Genomic DNA, 17,050 nt, shown 5'->3' with positions numbered 1-17,050 from the left:
GGCCTTTAGAGCTCGACCACCACCGCTTGCGAAGCGCGGGTCGCCTTGGCCCGTGCGGCCTCGATCGACTCGTCACGCGCCAGGGCCACGCCCATGCGGCGCTGACCATTGACTTCCGGCTTGCCGAACAGGCGCAGGGCGGTGTCTGGCTCGCTCAGGGCGGCGCCCAGGTTGGCGAATGCGGTCTGGGTCGACTGGCCTTCCACCAGAATCACTGCCGAAGCCGATGGCCCGAACTGGCGAATCAGTGGAATCGGCAAGCCCAGGATCGCCCGCGCATGCAGGGCAAATTGCGACAAGTCCTGGGAAATCAGGGTCACCAGGCCGGTGTCATGCGGGCGCGGCGACACTTCGCTGAACCACACCTGATCGCCCTTGATAAACAGCTCGACGCCAAACAGGCCACGGCCACCCAGCGCCTCGGTCACGGCTTTAGCCACGCGCTCGGATTCCGCCAGGGCTTTGGGGCTCATGGCCTGGGGCTGCCAGGACTCCTGATAGTCACCTTTCTCCTGACGGTGCCCGACCGGCGCGCAGAAGGTGGTGCCGCCGATGTGACGCACGGTCAGCAGGGTGATTTCGTAATCGAAATCGATAAAGCCTTCGATGATCACCCGGCCCTTGCCAGCACGTCCGCCTTCCTGGGCGTAATCCCAGGCCTTCTGCACGTCGTCGGCGCTGCGCAGCAGGCTCTGACCCTTGCCCGAGGAGCTCATGACCGGCTTGACTACGCAGGGGAAGCCCAGGTCTTGAACCGCCTTGGAATAGTCCTCGAAGGTGTCGGCGAAGTGGTAGGGCGAGGTCGGCAGGTCCAGCTCTTCAGCGGCCAGGCGGCGGATGCCTTCACGGTTCATGGTCAGTTGCGTGGCACGCGCAGTCGGGATCACGGTGAAGCCTTCGGCTTCCAGTTCGACCAGGGTCGCCGTGGCGATGGCTTCGATCTCCGGCACGATAAAGTGCGGTTTCTCCGCCTCGATCACTGCCCGCAGGGCCGCGCCGTCGAGCATGTTGATGACGTGGCTGCGGTGAGCCACTTGCATCGCCGGCGCATTGGCATAGCGATCCACGGCAATCACTTCAACGCCCAGGCGCTGCAGCTCGATCACCACTTCCTTGCCCAACTCGCCACAGCCACAAAGCAAAACGCGGGTCGCGGTTGGCGACAATGGAGTTCCGATACGGGTCATCTGCAGGTCCTCAAAAGGAGCGGATCATCGAGGGCCGCGCACCAGACGGGCGACCCATGGGGAGAAAGCGCGGCATTTTACATGAACCGCGAGGTTTGGCCTCAGCTGGCGCACGTCGCCTTGCGCAAGCGCCAGGCCATGGCCAGCCAGACCACCGTCACGCCGGCGAATTTGGAACCCAGGGCGGTGAGCACGACTCCAGGCGTCAGCGCGTCGATCAGGCCGAAGAAGATAAAGGTGTCCAGCGGGATGCTCAGCGCCGAACTGATCCATAGCCGGTCGTGCAGCGGGCGCTTGGTAATGCTGAACACCAGCCAGTCGATGCACTCGGAGACCGCGAATGCCGTGGCGCTGGCCAGGGCGATCGTCGGATCGGAGGTCACGTAAGACAGCACCAGCGCCGCCAGCATGGCGAGCAGTGCACCGTGGCCGAAGCGGGTCTGCACCATATCGCGCAGCACAAACACCAACCCACCCCAGGCCGACCAGATGATGTCCAGATGCGGGGCACTGGAAAAGGCGTAGTTGATCAGCACGACGCTGCTGATGTAAGCGATCAGGAAGAGCATGGCGCGAAAGGTACCTGTAGATAAGGCGCACAGGGTACTTGAGCGGCCAGGCGCACGCAAAATCTGCCGCCCTCCAATCATCCCACCGGTGCCGCTGCCGCAGGGTCGGGCCGCGTTCGGACGCTGGCCCTAAAAGAGATCGTGAATCCGGATGGAATGGACGGTGTCTGATGGCCAGCGCAGCATGCGGCAGCGGCTACAGGTCAGTTGGAGGTGCCCACCATCCACACCAGGCCGCTGGCTTTGGCTCGCTCGTGGCACAGGCCGAGCACTTTGCGCCGCTCGTCGTTGTCCATGCGGCTCCAGCGGGTGATTTCATCCACGGTTCGCTGGCAGCCGGTGCAGATGTCGTCATCATCCAGGGCGCAGATGCTGACGCAGGGCGAGGCAACCGGGCGCTCGGCGCTGGTCATTGTTCTTGCTCGACCAGGTCACGGGCGTAGCGCTGGGCGTTATGCACATAGTGCGCGGCACTGGCTTCGAGCATTTTCTTTTGCGGTTCGGTCAGTTCGCGCACCACTTTGCCGGGCGAACCCATCACCAGCGAGCCATCGGGAATTTCCTTGCCTTCGCCAATCAGCGAATTGGCGCCAATGATGCAGTTTTTGCCGATTTTCGCCCCGTTGAGGATCACCGCATTAATACCGATCAGGCTGTAATCGCCAACGGTGCAGCCATGCAGCATGGCGTTATGACCGATGGTGACGCCGGTGCCGATGGTCAGCGGGTAGCCCATATCGGTGTGCATCACCGTGCCATCCTGCACATTGCTGTTCTTGCCGATCAGGATCAGTTCGTTGTCGCCACGCAACACCGCGTTGAACCAGACATTGGCGCCCTCCTCCAGCTTGACCTTGCCCACCAGCGTGGCGTTCGGGGCGACCCAGCTTTGCGGGTGGGTTTCAACTCGGGCATCGCCCAGGCGGTATTTCATCTTCTTATCCTCAGGGCTCAGGCGGCCGCGGGTTCATGCCATACGAGCGATGGCTTCAAATATTGATAGAGCTCTTGGGGGGGTGATGCAGGCTGATTTTGGCGTCATACAGCAGATTGATCAGTTCGACGATCATGATCGCCGTCAAACCCCAGATCTTGTATTCGCCAAAGCGATAACTGGGCACATACCAACTGCGGCCCTGATAGTCGATGCGGTGGGTATGCTCGCGCGGGTCCTGGCGGAAGAACTCCAGCGGCACACTGAACACCGCGGCAATCTCGGCGTCGTTGGCCAGGTACTCGACATAATCGGGAATCACCCCGACATAGGGAGTGACCTTGATCCCGTGCAACGAAATCAGCGGGCTCAAGGGACCAATGACTTCCACCAGGCCCGGGGGCAGGCCGATCTCCTCTTGCGCCTCGCGCAGTGCGGTGAAGATCAGGTCGGGGTCTTCCGGGTCACGCCTTCCACCGGGAAACGCCACTTCACCGCCATGGGTCGACAGCCCGCTGGCACGCAGGGTCAGCACCAGTTCCGGCTCTTCACTGCGGGTAATAGGCACCAGCACCGCCGCCTCCGGAAAACGGCGATCAGTCTCCAGCGTTCGTGGCGTATGGTTGGTTACCCGATGAAGTAGCTCGTCCAGCATGAGTCATCTCGATCTGTTGGCTACCGTGCATCATGCACCAATCCCGGCATCGGCCCAACCCCCGGCCCCTGGCATGTCGCTTAACGACAACTTGCCGACAAACTGGCCGCACGCCAAGATAGGCCCAGCCTTTTCGGAAGCCCAGCATGAAATTTTGCAGCCAGTGCGGTAAACCGGTAACCCAGCGTATTCCCGAGGGCGACTCACGCCTGCGGTTTGTCTGCGACCACTGCCAGACCATCCACTACCAGAACCCGAATATCGTCGCCGGCTGCGTGCCGACCTGGGGCACCCAGGTGCTGCTGTGTCGCCGCGCCATCGAGCCACGCCGTGGCTACTGGACCCTGCCCGCAGGCTTTATGGAAAACGGCGAGACCATCGAACAGGCCGCCATCCGCGAAACCGCCGAAGAAGCCAGCGCCCGGGTCCGCAACCTGAGCATCTACACCTTGATCGACGTCCCCCATATCAGCCAGGTGCATGTGTTTTTTCGCGCCGAGCTGGCGGACCTGGACTTTGCCGCCGGTGAAGAGAGCCTGGAGGTGCGCTTATTCGAAGAGTCGGAGATCCCTTGGTCCGAGCTGGCTTTCCGCACGGTCGGGCGTACCTTAGAATGCTTTTTCGCTGATCGGCACACCGAGGACTTCCCCGTGCGCTCCGAGTCGATTCCTCCGCTCGCTCAGCCGGCCATCACATAGAACCTGCTCCCGATCTGGCGAGCGACGCTCAGGCTGGACAAAAAATGGCTGAGATCGCTCAATTTAGGCAGCTAAATGAGCATTTCGAAGGCACTTTTAGCGCCACATGAGCCAAGCGCAGCAGATCGCAAAGTGGTTCTTAAACAATAAAACGTACGCAGCACCGGTGTACGCCTAGGGATATCGTTTCAATGCGCTGGTTGCTTGCCCTTCTCTGCTTGTCACTCACTGTTGCGTCCCACGCCTCTACGGTAGAAACCCTGGACGGCAAGATCATCGAAAAAGTACTGGTCCTCAAGTCGGCCCACCAACTGCAACTGATCAACGACGGCAAGCCGCTCAAGACCTATCGCATTTCCCTGGGCAAGCAGCCCAAGGGACCAAAACTGATGGAAGGCGATAAACGCACGCCGGAAGGCTTCTACTGGCTCGACTGGCGCAAGACCAGCGATCGCTTCAACCTGGCCATGCACATCTCCTACCCGAATATCAGCGACTCCGCCCGCTCACGCCGCGAAGGCGTTCCACCGGGCAGCATGATCATGATCCACGGCACGCCGGACAGCGAAGACTACCCCGAGCAGTTCTTCCACACCCTGGACTGGACCGACGGCTGCATCGCCATGCGCAACGTCGATATGCGAGAAGTCTGGGGCCTGGTCAAGGACGGCACCATGATCGAAATCCGCCCCTGAGCGCTTGCCCCGTCCCATGAAAAAGCCCGCTGACCGTTACCGGTTCAGCGGGCTTTTTCGCAATGGCGGGCCTAGAAGTCTTCCAGGCGCCAAACCTCATAAGCCGGCGTTTCGTAGGGATGGCTCTGTTTCAGGGCCATCACCACCGAGCGGATCAGCTCATCGGCCACCACCAGCTCGACCTTCCACTCCTCGACCTGCTCGACCAGGCCGGTTTGCCCGAGAAACGGCTGGCTGCCGTCCAGCGGGCGAAACTGACCCTGGCCCAGCACCTGCCAGGCGCAGTGGTCGTAGGCACCGATTCTACCGCCACCGGCGGCGAATACAGCGCTCTTGACCACATCCACATGGCTGGGAGGAACAAAGAAGCTGAGCTTGTACATGTCCCTTAGTTCACCCAGACCCGAGCGTTACGGAACATGCGCATCCACGCCGCATCTTCGTTCCACTCTTCCGGGCGCCAGGAGTTCTGCACTGCGCGGAACACCCGCTCCGGGTGCGGCATCATGATGGTGACGCGACCGTCACGGCTGGTGAGACCGGTGATCCCGCGCGGCGAGCCGTTCGGGTTGGCCGGGTAGTTCTCGGTGACCTTGCCGTGGTTGTCGACGAAACGCAGGGCCACGCAACCGGACAGATCAGCTTCGAGCAGAGCGTCTTCGTTGGCGAACTCGGCATGGCCTTCACCGTGGGCGATGGCGATCGGCATGCGCGAGCCGGCCATGCCCTGCAGGAAGATCGAGTTCGACTTCTGCACTTCGACCATGGCCACACGGGCTTCGAACTGCTCGGAACGGTTACGCACAAAGTGCGGCCAGAACTCGCTGCCCGGAATCAGCTCGTGCAGGTTGGACATCATCTGGCAACCGTTGCACACACCCAGCGTGAAGCTGTCAGTACGTTCGAAGAAGCCCTGGAAGGCGTCCCGCGCACGGCTGTTGAACAGCGCCGACTTGGCCCAGCCTTCACCGGCACCCAGTACGTCGCCGTAGGAGAAGCCACCGCAAGCGACCATGCCCTTGAAGTCGTTCAGGTCGACACGCCCGGCAAGGATGTCGCTCATGTGCACGTCGATCGCGTTGAAGCCCGCACGGTCGAAGGCCGCAGCCATTTCCACCTGGCCGTTGACGCCTTGTTCACGCAGGACCGCCACTTGAGGACGGACGCCCTTCTTGATGTAAGGCGCGGCAACGTCCTGATTGACGTCGAAGGCCAGCTTGACGCTCAGGCCCGGGTTGTCTTCTTCCAGCAGCACGTCGAACTCTTGCTCGGCGCAGTCGGCGTTATCCCGCAGGCGCTGGATCTGGTAGCTGGTTTCAGCCCACTGACGTTGCAGCAGACGACGCTGGCCGGAGAACACGGTGTCGCCATTGAAGGTGATGCTGACTTCGCCGTTGTTCAGTGGCTGGCCGATGACCGACACGCAGTCGCCCAGGCCGGCGGCGCTGAACTGTGCCAGTACGTCTGGGGTGGCGTCCTGGCGTACCTGGATCACGGCGCCCAGCTCTTCGTTGAACAGGATTGCGGCGATGTCGGCCGAGGTTTCAGCCACGCCGTCGAGGTTCAGGCTCAGGCCGCAGTGACCGGCAAAGGCCATTTCCACGGTGCTGGTCAGCAAACCACCGTCGGAACGGTCGTGGTAGGCCAGCAGGTGACCGTCGGCGTTGAGGCCCTGGATCACTGCGAAGAAGGCCTTCAGGTCTTCGGCGTCATCGACGTCCGGTGCCTGCTTGCCGAGCTTGCCGTGAACCTGGGCCAGGATCGAGGCGCCCATGCGGTTCTGGCCACGGCCGAGGTCGATCAGGATCAGGTCGGTGATGCCCTTGTCCATGCGCAGCACGGGGGTCAGGGTCTTGCGGATATCCGCCACTGGCGCGAAGCCGGTAACGATCAGCGACAGCGGCGAGGTCACGCTCTTGTCGACGCCCTCGTCGCTCCAGCGAGTGGCCATGGACATCGAGTCCTTGCCCACCGGAATGGTGATCCCCAGCTCCGGGCACAGCTCCATGCCGACCGCTTTCACGGTGTCATACAGGCGCGCATCTTCACCCGGGTGGCCGGCAGCGGACATCCAGTTGGCCGACAGTTTGATGTCGGAAATTTTCTCGATGCGCGAAGCCGCGATGTTGGTTAGGGTTTCGCCAATCGCCATGCGCCCGGACGCCGGTGCGTCGAGCAGGGCCAGCGGCGTGCGCTCACCCATGGCCATGGCTTCACCGGTGTAGACGTCGAAGCTGGTGGCGGTGACGGCCACGTCAGCCACGGGGACCTGCCACGGGCCGACCATCTGATCACGGGCAACCAGGCCGGTGATGGTGCGGTCGCCAATGGTGATCAGGAAGCTTTTGCTGGCCACGGCCGGGTGGTGCAGGACGCGCTCCACGCAGTCGTCGATGGACAGGCTGCTCGGGTCGAAATCATCGCCCAGCTCGGTCTCGCGGACCGCCGAACGGTGCATGCGTGGGGCTTTGCCCAGCAGCACTTCCAGAGGCATGTCCACCGGGCTGTTGCCGAAGTGGCTGTCGGTGACAGTCAACTGCGGCTCGGCGGTGGCTTCGCCCACTACGGCGAACGGGCAGCGCTCGCGCTCGCAGATCGCCTGGAAGCGCTCGAAATCTTCAGCGCCGACGGCCAGGACGTAACGCTCCTGGGATTCGTTGGACCAGATTTCGTGCGGGGCCATGCCCGGCTCGTCATTGGGAATATTGCGCAGCTCGAAACGGCCGCCACGGTCGCCATCGTTGACCAGTTCCGGGAAGGCGTTGGACAAACCGCCCGCACCGACGTCATGGATGAAGCTGATCGGGTTTTTGTCACCCAACTGCCAGCAACGGTCGATGACTTCCTGGCAACGGCGTTCCATTTCCGGGTTTTCGCGCTGTACCGAGGCAAAGTCCAGGTCAGCCGAGCTGGTGCCGGTGGCCATCGAGGAAGCAGCGCCGCCGCCCAGGCCGATCAGCATGGCCGGGCCACCGAGCACGATCAGCTTGGAGCCGACGGTGATCTCGCCTTTCTGTACGTGTTCGGCACGGATGTTACCCATGCCGCCGGCCAGCATGATCGGCTTGTGGTAGCCACGAACCTCATCGCCACGCGGGGTGGTGATGGATTGCTCGAAGGTACGGAAGTAGCCGGTCAGGGCTGGACGGCCGAATTCGTTGTTGAACGCGGCGCCGCCCAACGGGCCTTCGATCATGATGTCCAGCGCGGTGACGATGCGCTCGGGCTTGCCATACGGCACTTCCCACGGCTGCTCGAAACCCGGGATCTGCAGGTTGGATACGGTGAAACCGGTCAGGCCAGCCTTGGGCTTGGCGCCGCGACCGGTGGCACCCTCGTCACGGATCTCGCCACCGGAGCCGGTGGACGCGCCCGGGAACGGGGCGATCGCCGTCGGGTGGTTATGCGTCTCGACCTTCATCAGGATATGCACCGGCTCCTGGACCGCGCCGTACTGGCGGGTCTCGGGGTCCGGGAAGAAACGGCCGGCGACGTTGCCGACGATCACCGAGGCGTTGTCCTTATAAGCCGACAGAACACCTTCGCTGTGCATCACGTAGGTGTTCTTGATCATGCCGAACAGGCTCTTGTCCTGGCTCTGGCCGTCGATGTCCCAGCTGGCATTGAAGATCTTGTGCCGGCAATGCTCGGAGTTGGCCTGGGCGAACATCATCAGTTCGATGTCGTGCGGGTTGCGCTTGAGGCCCTGGAAGGCACTCATCAGGTAATCGATTTCGTCTTCGGCCAGGGCCAGGCCCAATTCGCGGTTGGCGCTTTCCAGCGCTTCGCGACCACCGCCGAGGATATCGATGGCGGTCAGCGGCTTGGGCGTGGCATGGCTGAACAGGCCGGCAGCCTGCTCCAGGTTGCCCAGGACGATCTGGGTCATGCGGTCGTGCAGGACGTCGGCGATCTGTTGCGCCTGGACATCGCTGAACTCACCGGCCACGTAAAACGCAATACCGCGCTCCAGGCGCTGGATTTTTGCCAGGCCACAGTTGCGGGCGATATCACTGGCCTTGCTCGACCATGGCGAGATGGTGCCAAACCGCGGCAGCACCAGGAACAGGCGACCGGTCGGTTCTTGGACCGGTACGCTTGGACCGTACTTCAGAAGGCGCGCAAGCACCTGCTGTTCGTCGCCGGTCAGGTCGCCGGTGACTTCGGCGAAGTGAGCGAATTCAGCATACAAGCCACTGACAGCCGGGACAGATCGGCTCAGTTGCTCAAGGAGTTTGCTGTGGCGAAAGGCAGAAAGGGCAGGAGCGCCGCGCAGGATCAACATCTTCGGGACAGCCTCGGGAAGGGGTGTGCTTTGAGGCCGTGCATTCTAGCCTAAAGCGCCCGCCACGGCACCCGAAACGGCACGCGAGACTGCGGCCAGACGTCGGCCCAGGGACCGCGGGCTATAACAAAGAGGCATCGAGCCCATTCAGAAGGGTTATTTTAAGCGTCACATTGAGCAGCGAGCCGCCATTCACAAGGGCTCCAGCGCCGGCGGCGAATCTCTAGCAGACCAGCCCTTATCTGTCGAGATATGGCGGCCGTGGTCCTTTGCGTATACTGCGCAAATGTTTTCCCCTATGGCTTTACGTCCGCGCTGTGCCAGATGGCTCATCGCAACCGGACTCTTCCTGATGCTCGGTGCCTGTGTTGAAAAACCCAGCACCCTGGAGCGTATAAAGGAGGATGGTGTGCTGCGGGTGGTCACCCGTAACAGCCCGGCCACCTACTTTCAGGATCGCAATGGCGAAACCGGCTTCGAATACGAGCTGGTGAAACGCTTCGCCGACGATCTGGGCGTTGAGCTGAAGATCGAAACCGCCGACAACCTCGATGACCTTTTTGGCCAGCTGGGTAAACCTAACGGCCCGGTGCTGGCTGCTGCCGGTCTGGTCAGCAGCGAGAAACGCCAGCAACAAGTCAGGTTTTCCCATCCTTACCTTGAAGTCACCCCGCAGATCATCTATCGCAACGGCCAGTCCCGGCCGACCAACGCCGCCGACCTGGTGGGCAAGCACATCATGGTGCTCAAGGGCAGCACCCACGCCGAGCAACTGGCCGATCTGAAGCTGAAGTACCCCGGCATCGAATACGAAGAATCGGACGCGGTGGAAGTGGTCGACCTGTTGCGCATGGTCGACGAAGGGCAGATCGACCTGACCCTGGTCGACTCCAACGAAGTGGCGATGAACCAGGTGTACTTTCCCAACGTGCGCGTGGCCTTCGACCTCGGCGACGCCAGCAACCAGAGCTGGGCCGTGGCCGCCGGCGAAGACAACAGTCTGCTCAACGAGATCAACGCCTACCTCGACAAGGTGCAGAAGAACGGCACCCTGCAGCGCCTGAAAGATCGCTACTACGGGCACGTGGATGTTCTGGGCTACGTGGGCGCCTACACCTTTGCCCAGCACCTGCAGCAGCGTTTGCCCAAATACGAGAAGCACTTCAAGGCCTCGGCCAAGCAGGAGAAAGTCGACTGGCGCCTGCTGGCAGCGGTCGGCTACCAGGAATCCATGTGGCAGCCCGCGGTGACGTCCAAGACCGGCGTGCGCGGCCTGATGATGCTGACGCAAAACACCGCCCAGGCCATGGGCGTGTCCAACCGCCTGGACCCCAAGCAGAGCATCAGCGGCGGGGCCAAGTACCTGGCCTATATCAAGGAACAACTGGACGACAAGATCGAGGAACCGGATCGCACCTGGTTCGCCCTCGCCGCCTATAACGTCGGCACCGGCCACCTGGACGACGCGCGCAAGCTGGCGGAGAAAGAGGGGCTCAACCCCAACAAGTGGCTGGACGTGAAGAAAATGCTGCCACGGCTGTCGCAGAAACAGTGGTACAGCAAGACCCGTTACGGCTACGCCCGGGGCGGTGAGCCGGTGCACTTTGTGGCCAACATCCGGCGCTACTACGACATCCTGACCTGGGTCACGCAGCCGCAGCTGGAAGGCGACCAGGTGGCTGAAGGCAATCTGCACGTGCCCGGCGTCGACAAGACCAAGCCCCCGGCGGAAAACCCACCGCTCTAAAGCCCCGCTCTCAATACATCCCGTAGCCGCTGCCGAGCCCGCGAGGCTGCGCTGGCCATCCGCAACGCATCAATCTACCTGACACCCCACAGCGCCCGGCACGGCCAGCGTCCGAACGCGGCCCGAGCCTGTCGGCAGCAGCTACAGAGTTGGGTCAGGCTTTGGCGGCGGCCAGGATCAGGGCCTTCATTTCCGCCACGGCGCCTTTGAAGCCGACGAACAAGGCATGGGCCACCAGGGCGTGACCGATGTTCAGTTCGTTGATGCCCTTGATTGCCGCCACCGCCTCGACGTTGTGGTAATGCAGGCCGTGCCCGGCATTGACGATCAGCCCTTGAGCCAAGCCGATTGCCACGCCCTCAGCCACACGCTGCAGCTCTTGCGCGACCTCGGTTGGGGTCTGCGCATCGGCGTAGCGCCCGGTGTGCAGCTCGATGGCCGGGGCGCCGACACGGCGGGAAGCTTCGATCTGCCGCTCATCCGCGTCGATGAACAACGACACTTCGGCGCCGGTTTTCGACAGGCGCTCGACCGCGGCCTTGATTCGCTCTTCCTGGCCTGCGACATCCAGACCGCCCTCGGTGGTCAGTTCCTGGCGGGTTTCCGGGACCAGGCAGATGTGTGCCGGACGGATGCGTTCGGCGAACGCCATCATTTCCTCGGTAACGCCCATCTCGAAATTCATGCGGGTCTGCAGCACGTCCTTGAGCAGCACGACGTCGCGCTCCTGGATGTGCCGCCGGTCTTCGCGCAGGTGCACGGTGATGCCGTCAGCGCCCGCCTCTTCTGCATCCAGCGCGGCCTTGACCGGATCGGGATAACGGGTGCCCCGCGCCTGACGCAAGGTGGCGACGTGGTCGATGTTCACGCCAAGAAGAATGCGATTGCTGGTGGTCACGGAAGCGCTCCTGAATAAATGAAGATTCGGCGCACAGCATACGGGGTGATCAGGGCTTGCGAAACAACTCGCGACTGACCAATGGCCGACCGCCCAGGTGCACCGCCAGGGCCTGGCGCATCAAGCGCTTGGCGGCCGACAGCGCACCGGGGGCGCTCCAGTCGGCCTCGGCCATGGCCAGCAGCTCGGTGCCGTTGAACAACCCCGGCTGCAACAGGTAAACCTGCTCCAGCCCGGCATCCACTTGCAGGCGGTACAGGCCCTTGGCATCTATCGGCTGGCCATGGATATCGCTGTCCAGGGCAAAGCCGTAGCCCAGGTCATCCAGCAGCCGCCACTCGAACGCCCGCAACAAGGGCTCCAGGGGACGCCCCTCGGCCAGGGCCAGCAAGGTCGCGGCATAGTGATCGAAGACCGCCGGATGAGGATCCTCGGCAGGCAACAGACGAATCAGCAGTTCATTGAGGTAGAGTCCGCTGAACAGAGCCTCGCCATTGAGCCAGGTGGAGACGCCGGCACTTTCCATGCGCCCGACGTTCTTCAGCTCGCCGCGCCCGCGAAACTCGACTTCCAGTGGCACGAATGGCCGGGCCAGGGTTCCGGCCTTGCCGCGCGCACTGCGCAGTACCGCACGCAGGCGGCCTTGGGGCGTGAGGAAGTCGACCAGGGCACTGGTTTCGCGGTAGGCGCGACTGTGCAGGACATAAGCGGGCTGGCCGACGGGGGGGTGGGTAGACATCAGTGTCCGGTTCTCAGGTGAGAGAGGGTGAGGGAGCGCACTCCCCCACTCCAAGAGCCGGCGCTATTACAGGTCGCCGTAGCCCAGGGAACGCAGGGCGCGCTCGTCGTCGGACCAGCCGCCTTTGACCTTGACCCACAGGTTGAGCATGATTTTGGAGTCGAACAGCACTTCCATATCCTTGCGCGCCTCGGTGCCGATGCGCTTGATGCGCTCACCCTTGTCACCAATGATGATTTTCTTCTGGCCATCGCGTTCGACGAGAATCAGCGCATGAATATGCAGGGTTTTGCCCTGCTGCTTGAATTCTTCGATTTCCACGGTGATCTGGTACGGCAGCTCGGCCCCCATCTGGCGCATGATCTTCTCGCGCACCAGCTCCGCGGCGAGAAAGCGGCTGCTGCGGTCAGTGATCTGGTCTTCAGGGAAGAAGTGATCGTTTTCCGGCAGGTGCTCGGCGATCACTCGCTCCAGCGCTTCGAGGTTGTGCCCGTGCTGGGCCGAGATCGGCATGATCTGCGCGTTCGGCAACTGCTCCTGCAACCAGGACAGGTGCGGCATCAGCTCGGCCTTGTCTTCGATGCGATCGGTCTTGTTCAGCGCGACGATCAGCGGGCCGGTCACGTACTGTACGCGCTCGAGAACCATCTGGTCTTCGTCGGTCCACTTGGTGCGATCAACCACGAAGATCACCACGTCGACGTCTTTCAACGCCGCCGAAGCGGTCTTGTTCATGTAGCGGTTGAGGGCCTTTTCGCCACCTTTGTGCATGCCTGGGGTGTCGACGTAGATCGCCTGGACAGCGCCCTCGGTCTTGATCCCGAGCATGTTGTGACGGGTGGTCTGCGGCTTGCGCGAGGTGATGGCCAGCTTCTGTCCGAGGATGTGGTTGAGCAGCGTCGATTTGCCCACGTTCGGGCGGCCGACGATGGCGACATAGCCACAGCGTGTTGCAGTTGAATCAGTCATGGCCATTCTCCACGCCCAGGGCAATCAGTGCTGCAGCGGCCGCTACCTGTTCGGCAATACGACGGCTGACACCCTGACCTCGGCTTTTTTCATTCAGTAAGGTGATTTCACATTCGACGAAGAACGTCCGGCAATGGGGCTCACCCTGGATATCCACCACTTCGTAACGCGGCAGGTCGCAGGCACGCGATTGCAGGAATTCCTGCAGGCGGGTCTTGGGATCTTTGTTGGTGTCGACCAGCGTCAGGCTGTCGAACTCGGAGGTCAGCCAGGCCAGCACGCGGTCGCGCGCTGCGTCCATGCCGGCATCCAGGTAGATCGCACCGATCAAGGCTTCCAGGGCATCGGCAAGGATCGACTCACGACGAAAACCGCCGCTCTTCAACTCACCGGACCCCAGGCGCAAGTACTCGCCCAGGTCGAAACCACGGGCCAGTACGGCCAGTGTTTCACCTTTTACCAGGCGCGCGCGCAAACGCGACAACTGGCCTTCGCGAGCCTGGGGGAAACGCTCGAACAGCGCCTCGCCGGCCACGAAGTTGAGAATGGCATCACCGAGGAATTCCAGGCGCTCATTGTTGCGCCCGGCAAAGCTGCGGTGAGTGAGGGCCAGGATCATCAGTTCCTGGTCCTTGAAGGTGTAGCCGAGCTGACGCTCGAGACGGCTCAAAGAAACGCTCACGGTTTACCCACGCTGAGTTCGTGGTCGAATTTCACCACCATAGGGAGGCATACAGTGCCTGTGGCAATTAACGCAGTGTTCAAATGCACATCCTGAATATCGTTGACTGCATGCTTCTGGCGCCTGGGCGATCCCGGTCGTTCGCCGTTATCCCCGCTCCAGAAAAGCATTCGGCGCTGTGTTCAACAGCGCCGTGGGTGTGATTACTTGATCAGGCCAACCCGCGAGAAATTCGGCAGGTGGCTGAGTTTCGGTTCGGGCCAGCTCATCCAGACTGCAAAGGCCTTGCCGACGATATTCTTGTCGGGAACCATGCCCAGCAAGTCTTTGGGAATGCTCGGATCATCCCAGTAACGGCTGTCGTTGGAGTTGTCGCGGTTGTCGCCCATCATGAAGTAATGACCGGCGGGGACCACCCACTGACCATCGGTCGGGGCGTGGTAGCGACTCATCTCTTTGCGAATCAGGTGCTCGACTTCGCCGAGTTTTTCCTTGTACAGCTCCGCACTGCCCAGGCTACCGGGCTGCGAGCCCACCAACAGTTCAGCGACCGGCTGACCATTGATGAACAGCTTCTTGTCACTGGTGTAGCGCACTTCATCACCCGGCAGGCCGACTACACGCTTGATGTAGTTGACGTTGGGGTCGCTCGGGTAGCGAAACACCATCACATCGCCGCGTTTCGGATCACCGACTTCGATGACTTTCTTGTCGATCACCGGCAGGCGGATCCCATAAGAAAACTTGTTCACCAGGATGAAGTCGCCTACATCCAGGGTTGGCATCATCGAGCCCGAAGGGATCTGGAACGGTTCCACCAGAAACGAACGCAGCACCAATACGATGAACAGCACCGGAAAGAACGACTTGCCGTATTCAACCAGCAAAGGCTCTTTATTCAGTTTCTCGACCACCACCCCATCCGGCTCGCTGACGCTGCCCTGATAGTTGGCGATGGCCGCACGCCGACGTGGCGCCAGAAAAATCAGATCGAGCAACGCCAGGAAACCGCAAACGGCGACAGCGATGACCAGCAACAGCGGGAAATTTAGTGACATAGGACCTAACTATCCAACCTGAGCACTGCAAGGAAGGCTTCTTGTGGAATTTCCACGTTACCGACTTGCTTCATGCGTTTTTTACCGGCCTTCTGCTTTTCCAACAGCTTGCGCTTACGGCTAACGTCACCACCGTAGCATTTGGCCAATACGTTCTTTCTGAGTGCCTTGACGGAGGTCCGCGCAATGATCTGCCCGCCAATGGCGGCCTGGATCGCGACGTCGAACATCTGGCGCGGAATCAGTTCTTTCATCTTCTCGGTCAACTGGCGACCTTTGTAGTGCGCGTTATCCTTGTGCACGATCAGCGCCAGAGCGTCGACCTTGTCACCGTTGATCAGCACATCCAGTTTCACCAGATTAGCCGACTGATAACGATCGAAATGGTAATCCAGCGAAGCATAACCACGGCTGGTGGATTTGAGACGATCGAAGAAGTCCAGGACCACTTCGTTCATCGGCAAATCGTAGGTCACCTGGACTTGGGAGCCGAGGAACAGCATGTCGTGCTGCACGCCACGTTTTTCGATACACAGGGTAATGACGTTGCCCAGGTGCTCTTGCGGCACAAGAATATTGGCGCGAACGATTGGCTCGCGCATGTCTTCAATGGACGACAAGTCTGGGAGCTTGGACGGGTTGTCGACGTAAATCGTTTCACCGGTTTTCAGCAACAGCTCGAAAATAACGGTCGGCGCGGTGGTGATCAGGTCCAGGTCGTACTCGCGTTCGAGGCGCTCCTGGATGATTTCCATGTGCAGCATGCCGAGGAACCCGCAACGGAAGCCGAAGCCCAGGGCGTCGGAGCTTTCCGGGGTGTACTGCAGCGACGAGTCGTTCAGGGTGAGCTTCTGCAGGGCCTCACGGAAGTCTTCGAAGTCGTCGGAGCTGACCGGGAACAAACCGGCGTAGACCTGCGGCTGAATCCGCTTGAAGCCTGGCAGCACATCGACATCGGGCGTCGAACTCAGGGTCAGGGTATCGCCCACTGGCGCACCGTGAATGTCCTTGATACCGGCGATGATGAAGCCCACTTCACCGGCCTTGAGGTCGGTGGTGGCGGTGTGTTTCGGGTTGAATACACCGACGCTATCCACCAAGTGGATCTTGCCGGTGGATTTGACCAGGATCTTGTCGCCCTTCTTCACTCGGCCATGGCGCACACGCACCAGGGACACAACGCCCAGGTAGTTGTCGAACCAGGAGTCGATGATCAACGCTTGCAGCGGATCTTCGTAGTTGCCGGTTGGCGCAGGAATGGTCTTGACCAGACGCTCGAGCACTTCATCGACGCCCAGACCGGTCTTGGCACTGCACTCGACCGCGTCGGTGGCATCGATGCCGATGATTTTCTCGATTTCTTCCTTGACCCGATCCGGATCGGCCTGGGGCAGGTCGATCTTGTTCAGGACGGGCATGACTTCCAGGCCCTGCTCGATCGCCGTGTAGCAGTTGGCAACCGACTGCGCTTCAACGCCTTGGCCGGCATCCACCACCAGCAATGCACCTTCACAGGCCGCCAGCGACCGGCTGACTTCATAGGTGAAATCGACGTGGCCCGGGGTATCAATGAAGTTCAGCTGGTACTTGATGCCATCGCGGGCGGTGTAATACAGGGTGACACTGTGGGCCTTGATGGTGATACCGCGCTCACGCTCAAGGTCCATGGAGTCCAGGACCTGGGCTTCCATTTCGCGTTCGGCCAGGCCGCCGCACATCTGGATGAAGCGATCAGCCAGAGTCGACTTGCCATGGTCAATGTGGGCGATGATGGAGAAATTGCGGATATGACTCAAATCACTCACAGGTCAACACTCAAAAAGGCTGCAGGCATAGCCCGCCGAAAAATAGCCGGGAATTGTACCTGAAACACCGCGCTAGCGTCACGTTCGCCTGTCAGCCACCGGCAAATGCGCAAACGCCCCGATCTTGCG

The 17,050-nt window shown here is 61.3% G+C and carries 16 protein-coding genes; 3 read left to right on the top strand and 13 right to left on the bottom strand.

Going from position 1 to position 17,050, the window contains the following annotated elements:
* Positions 1-5 precede the first annotated feature (5 nt).
* The 5 genes from purT to JFU57_RS13205 form a co-directional block, all read right to left on the bottom strand.
* The gene (gene purT / locus JFU57_RS13225) at positions 6-1,187 is read right to left on the bottom strand and encodes a formate-dependent phosphoribosylglycinamide formyltransferase (protein WP_078469961.1); all 1,182 of its coding nucleotides are present in this window, start codon (positions 1,185-1,187) and stop codon (positions 6-8) included.
* A gap of 101 nt (positions 1,188-1,288) precedes the next feature.
* Entirely contained in the window at positions 1,289-1,756 is a 468-nt protein-coding gene (locus JFU57_RS13220; RefSeq protein WP_078469960.1) for a VUT family protein, read from the bottom strand.
* Positions 1,757-1,959: 203 nt separating this feature from the next.
* Positions 1,960-2,169, bottom strand: coding sequence for a DUF1289 domain-containing protein (locus JFU57_RS13215; RefSeq protein WP_201129589.1), 210 nt, complete (start codon positions 2,167-2,169; stop codon positions 1,960-1,962).
* Positions 2,166-2,690 carry a gamma carbonic anhydrase family protein gene (locus JFU57_RS13210; protein ID WP_020298969.1) on the bottom strand — a complete coding sequence of 175 codons (525 nt, stop codon included), beginning with the start codon at positions 2,688-2,690 and terminating at the stop codon, positions 2,166-2,168. Before JFU57_RS13210 ends, JFU57_RS13215 begins: the two co-directional genes overlap by 4 nt.
* A 55-nt stretch (positions 2,691-2,745) precedes the next feature.
* On the bottom strand, positions 2,746-3,345 hold the full coding sequence (locus tag JFU57_RS13205) for a CoA pyrophosphatase (RefSeq protein WP_020298968.1): 600 nt from the start codon (positions 3,343-3,345) through the stop codon (positions 2,746-2,748).
* 146 nt (positions 3,346-3,491) lie between these two features.
* Here JFU57_RS13205 and JFU57_RS13200 point away from each other — a divergent pair, with 146 nt between their 5' ends.
* Together JFU57_RS13200 and JFU57_RS13195 are read left to right on the top strand one after the other, a co-directional pair.
* A complete protein-coding gene (locus JFU57_RS13200) occupies positions 3,492-4,043 on the top strand; it encodes an NUDIX hydrolase (RefSeq protein WP_201129588.1) in 552 nt (183 codons plus the stop codon).
* A 191-nt stretch (positions 4,044-4,234) separates the two neighbouring features.
* Positions 4,235-4,738: a L,D-transpeptidase family protein gene (locus JFU57_RS13195; RefSeq protein ID WP_078469956.1), complete on the top strand. Its 504-nt coding sequence runs from the start codon at positions 4,235-4,237 to the stop codon at positions 4,736-4,738.
* A gap of 71 nt (positions 4,739-4,809) precedes the next feature.
* On the opposite strand, the gene JFU57_RS13190 is transcribed toward JFU57_RS13195, so the two are convergent.
* Complete coding sequence (locus JFU57_RS13190; RefSeq protein WP_201129586.1) at positions 4,810-5,121, bottom strand: Nif3-like dinuclear metal center hexameric protein; 312 nt, start codon at positions 5,119-5,121, stop codon at positions 4,810-4,812.
* 5 nt (positions 5,122-5,126) lie between these two features.
* Complete coding sequence (gene purL, locus JFU57_RS13185) at positions 5,127-9,023, bottom strand: phosphoribosylformylglycinamidine synthase (protein WP_078469954.1); 3,897 nt, start codon at positions 9,021-9,023, stop codon at positions 5,127-5,129.
* 286 nt (positions 9,024-9,309) lie between these two features.
* Here purL and mltF point away from each other — a divergent pair, with 286 nt between their 5' ends.
* Complete coding sequence (mltF, locus tag JFU57_RS13180) at positions 9,310-10,770, top strand: membrane-bound lytic murein transglycosylase MltF (RefSeq protein ID WP_078469953.1); 1,461 nt, start codon at positions 9,310-9,312, stop codon at positions 10,768-10,770.
* Positions 10,771-10,924: 154 nt separating this feature from the next.
* Here mltF and pdxJ read toward each other — a convergent pair whose 3' ends face one another.
* From pdxJ to lepA, 6 genes are all read right to left on the bottom strand, one after another.
* Entirely contained in the window at positions 10,925-11,668 is a 744-nt protein-coding gene (gene pdxJ, locus JFU57_RS13175; protein ID WP_201129584.1) for a pyridoxine 5'-phosphate synthase, read from the bottom strand.
* A gap of 49 nt (positions 11,669-11,717) precedes the next feature.
* Positions 11,718-12,407: a DNA repair protein RecO gene (gene recO / locus JFU57_RS13170; protein ID WP_078469952.1), complete on the bottom strand. Its 690-nt coding sequence runs from the start codon at positions 12,405-12,407 to the stop codon at positions 11,718-11,720.
* Positions 12,408-12,473: 66 nt separating this feature from the next.
* Positions 12,474-13,376, bottom strand: coding sequence for a GTPase Era (gene era, locus JFU57_RS13165; RefSeq protein WP_020298960.1), 903 nt, complete (start codon positions 13,374-13,376; stop codon positions 12,474-12,476).
* Positions 13,369-14,058, bottom strand: coding sequence for a ribonuclease III (gene rnc / locus JFU57_RS13160; RefSeq protein ID WP_020298959.1), 690 nt, complete (start codon positions 14,056-14,058; stop codon positions 13,369-13,371). Before rnc ends, era begins: the two co-directional genes overlap by 8 nt.
* 203 nt (positions 14,059-14,261) lie before the next feature.
* Complete coding sequence (lepB, locus tag JFU57_RS13155) at positions 14,262-15,116, bottom strand: signal peptidase I (protein ID WP_020298958.1); 855 nt, start codon at positions 15,114-15,116, stop codon at positions 14,262-14,264.
* 5 nt (positions 15,117-15,121) lie between these two features.
* Positions 15,122-16,921: a translation elongation factor 4 gene (lepA, locus tag JFU57_RS13150; protein WP_020298957.1), complete on the bottom strand. Its 1,800-nt coding sequence runs from the start codon at positions 16,919-16,921 to the stop codon at positions 15,122-15,124.
* Positions 16,922-17,050 lie beyond the last annotated feature (129 nt).

Source organism: Pseudomonas sp. TH07, assembly GCF_016651285.1.
In the GTDB taxonomy this organism is placed as follows: domain Bacteria; phylum Pseudomonadota; class Gammaproteobacteria; order Pseudomonadales; family Pseudomonadaceae; genus Aquipseudomonas.
Note: the sequence above shows the minus strand (reverse complement) of the source record. Positions and strands in the feature narration are given on the sequence as shown.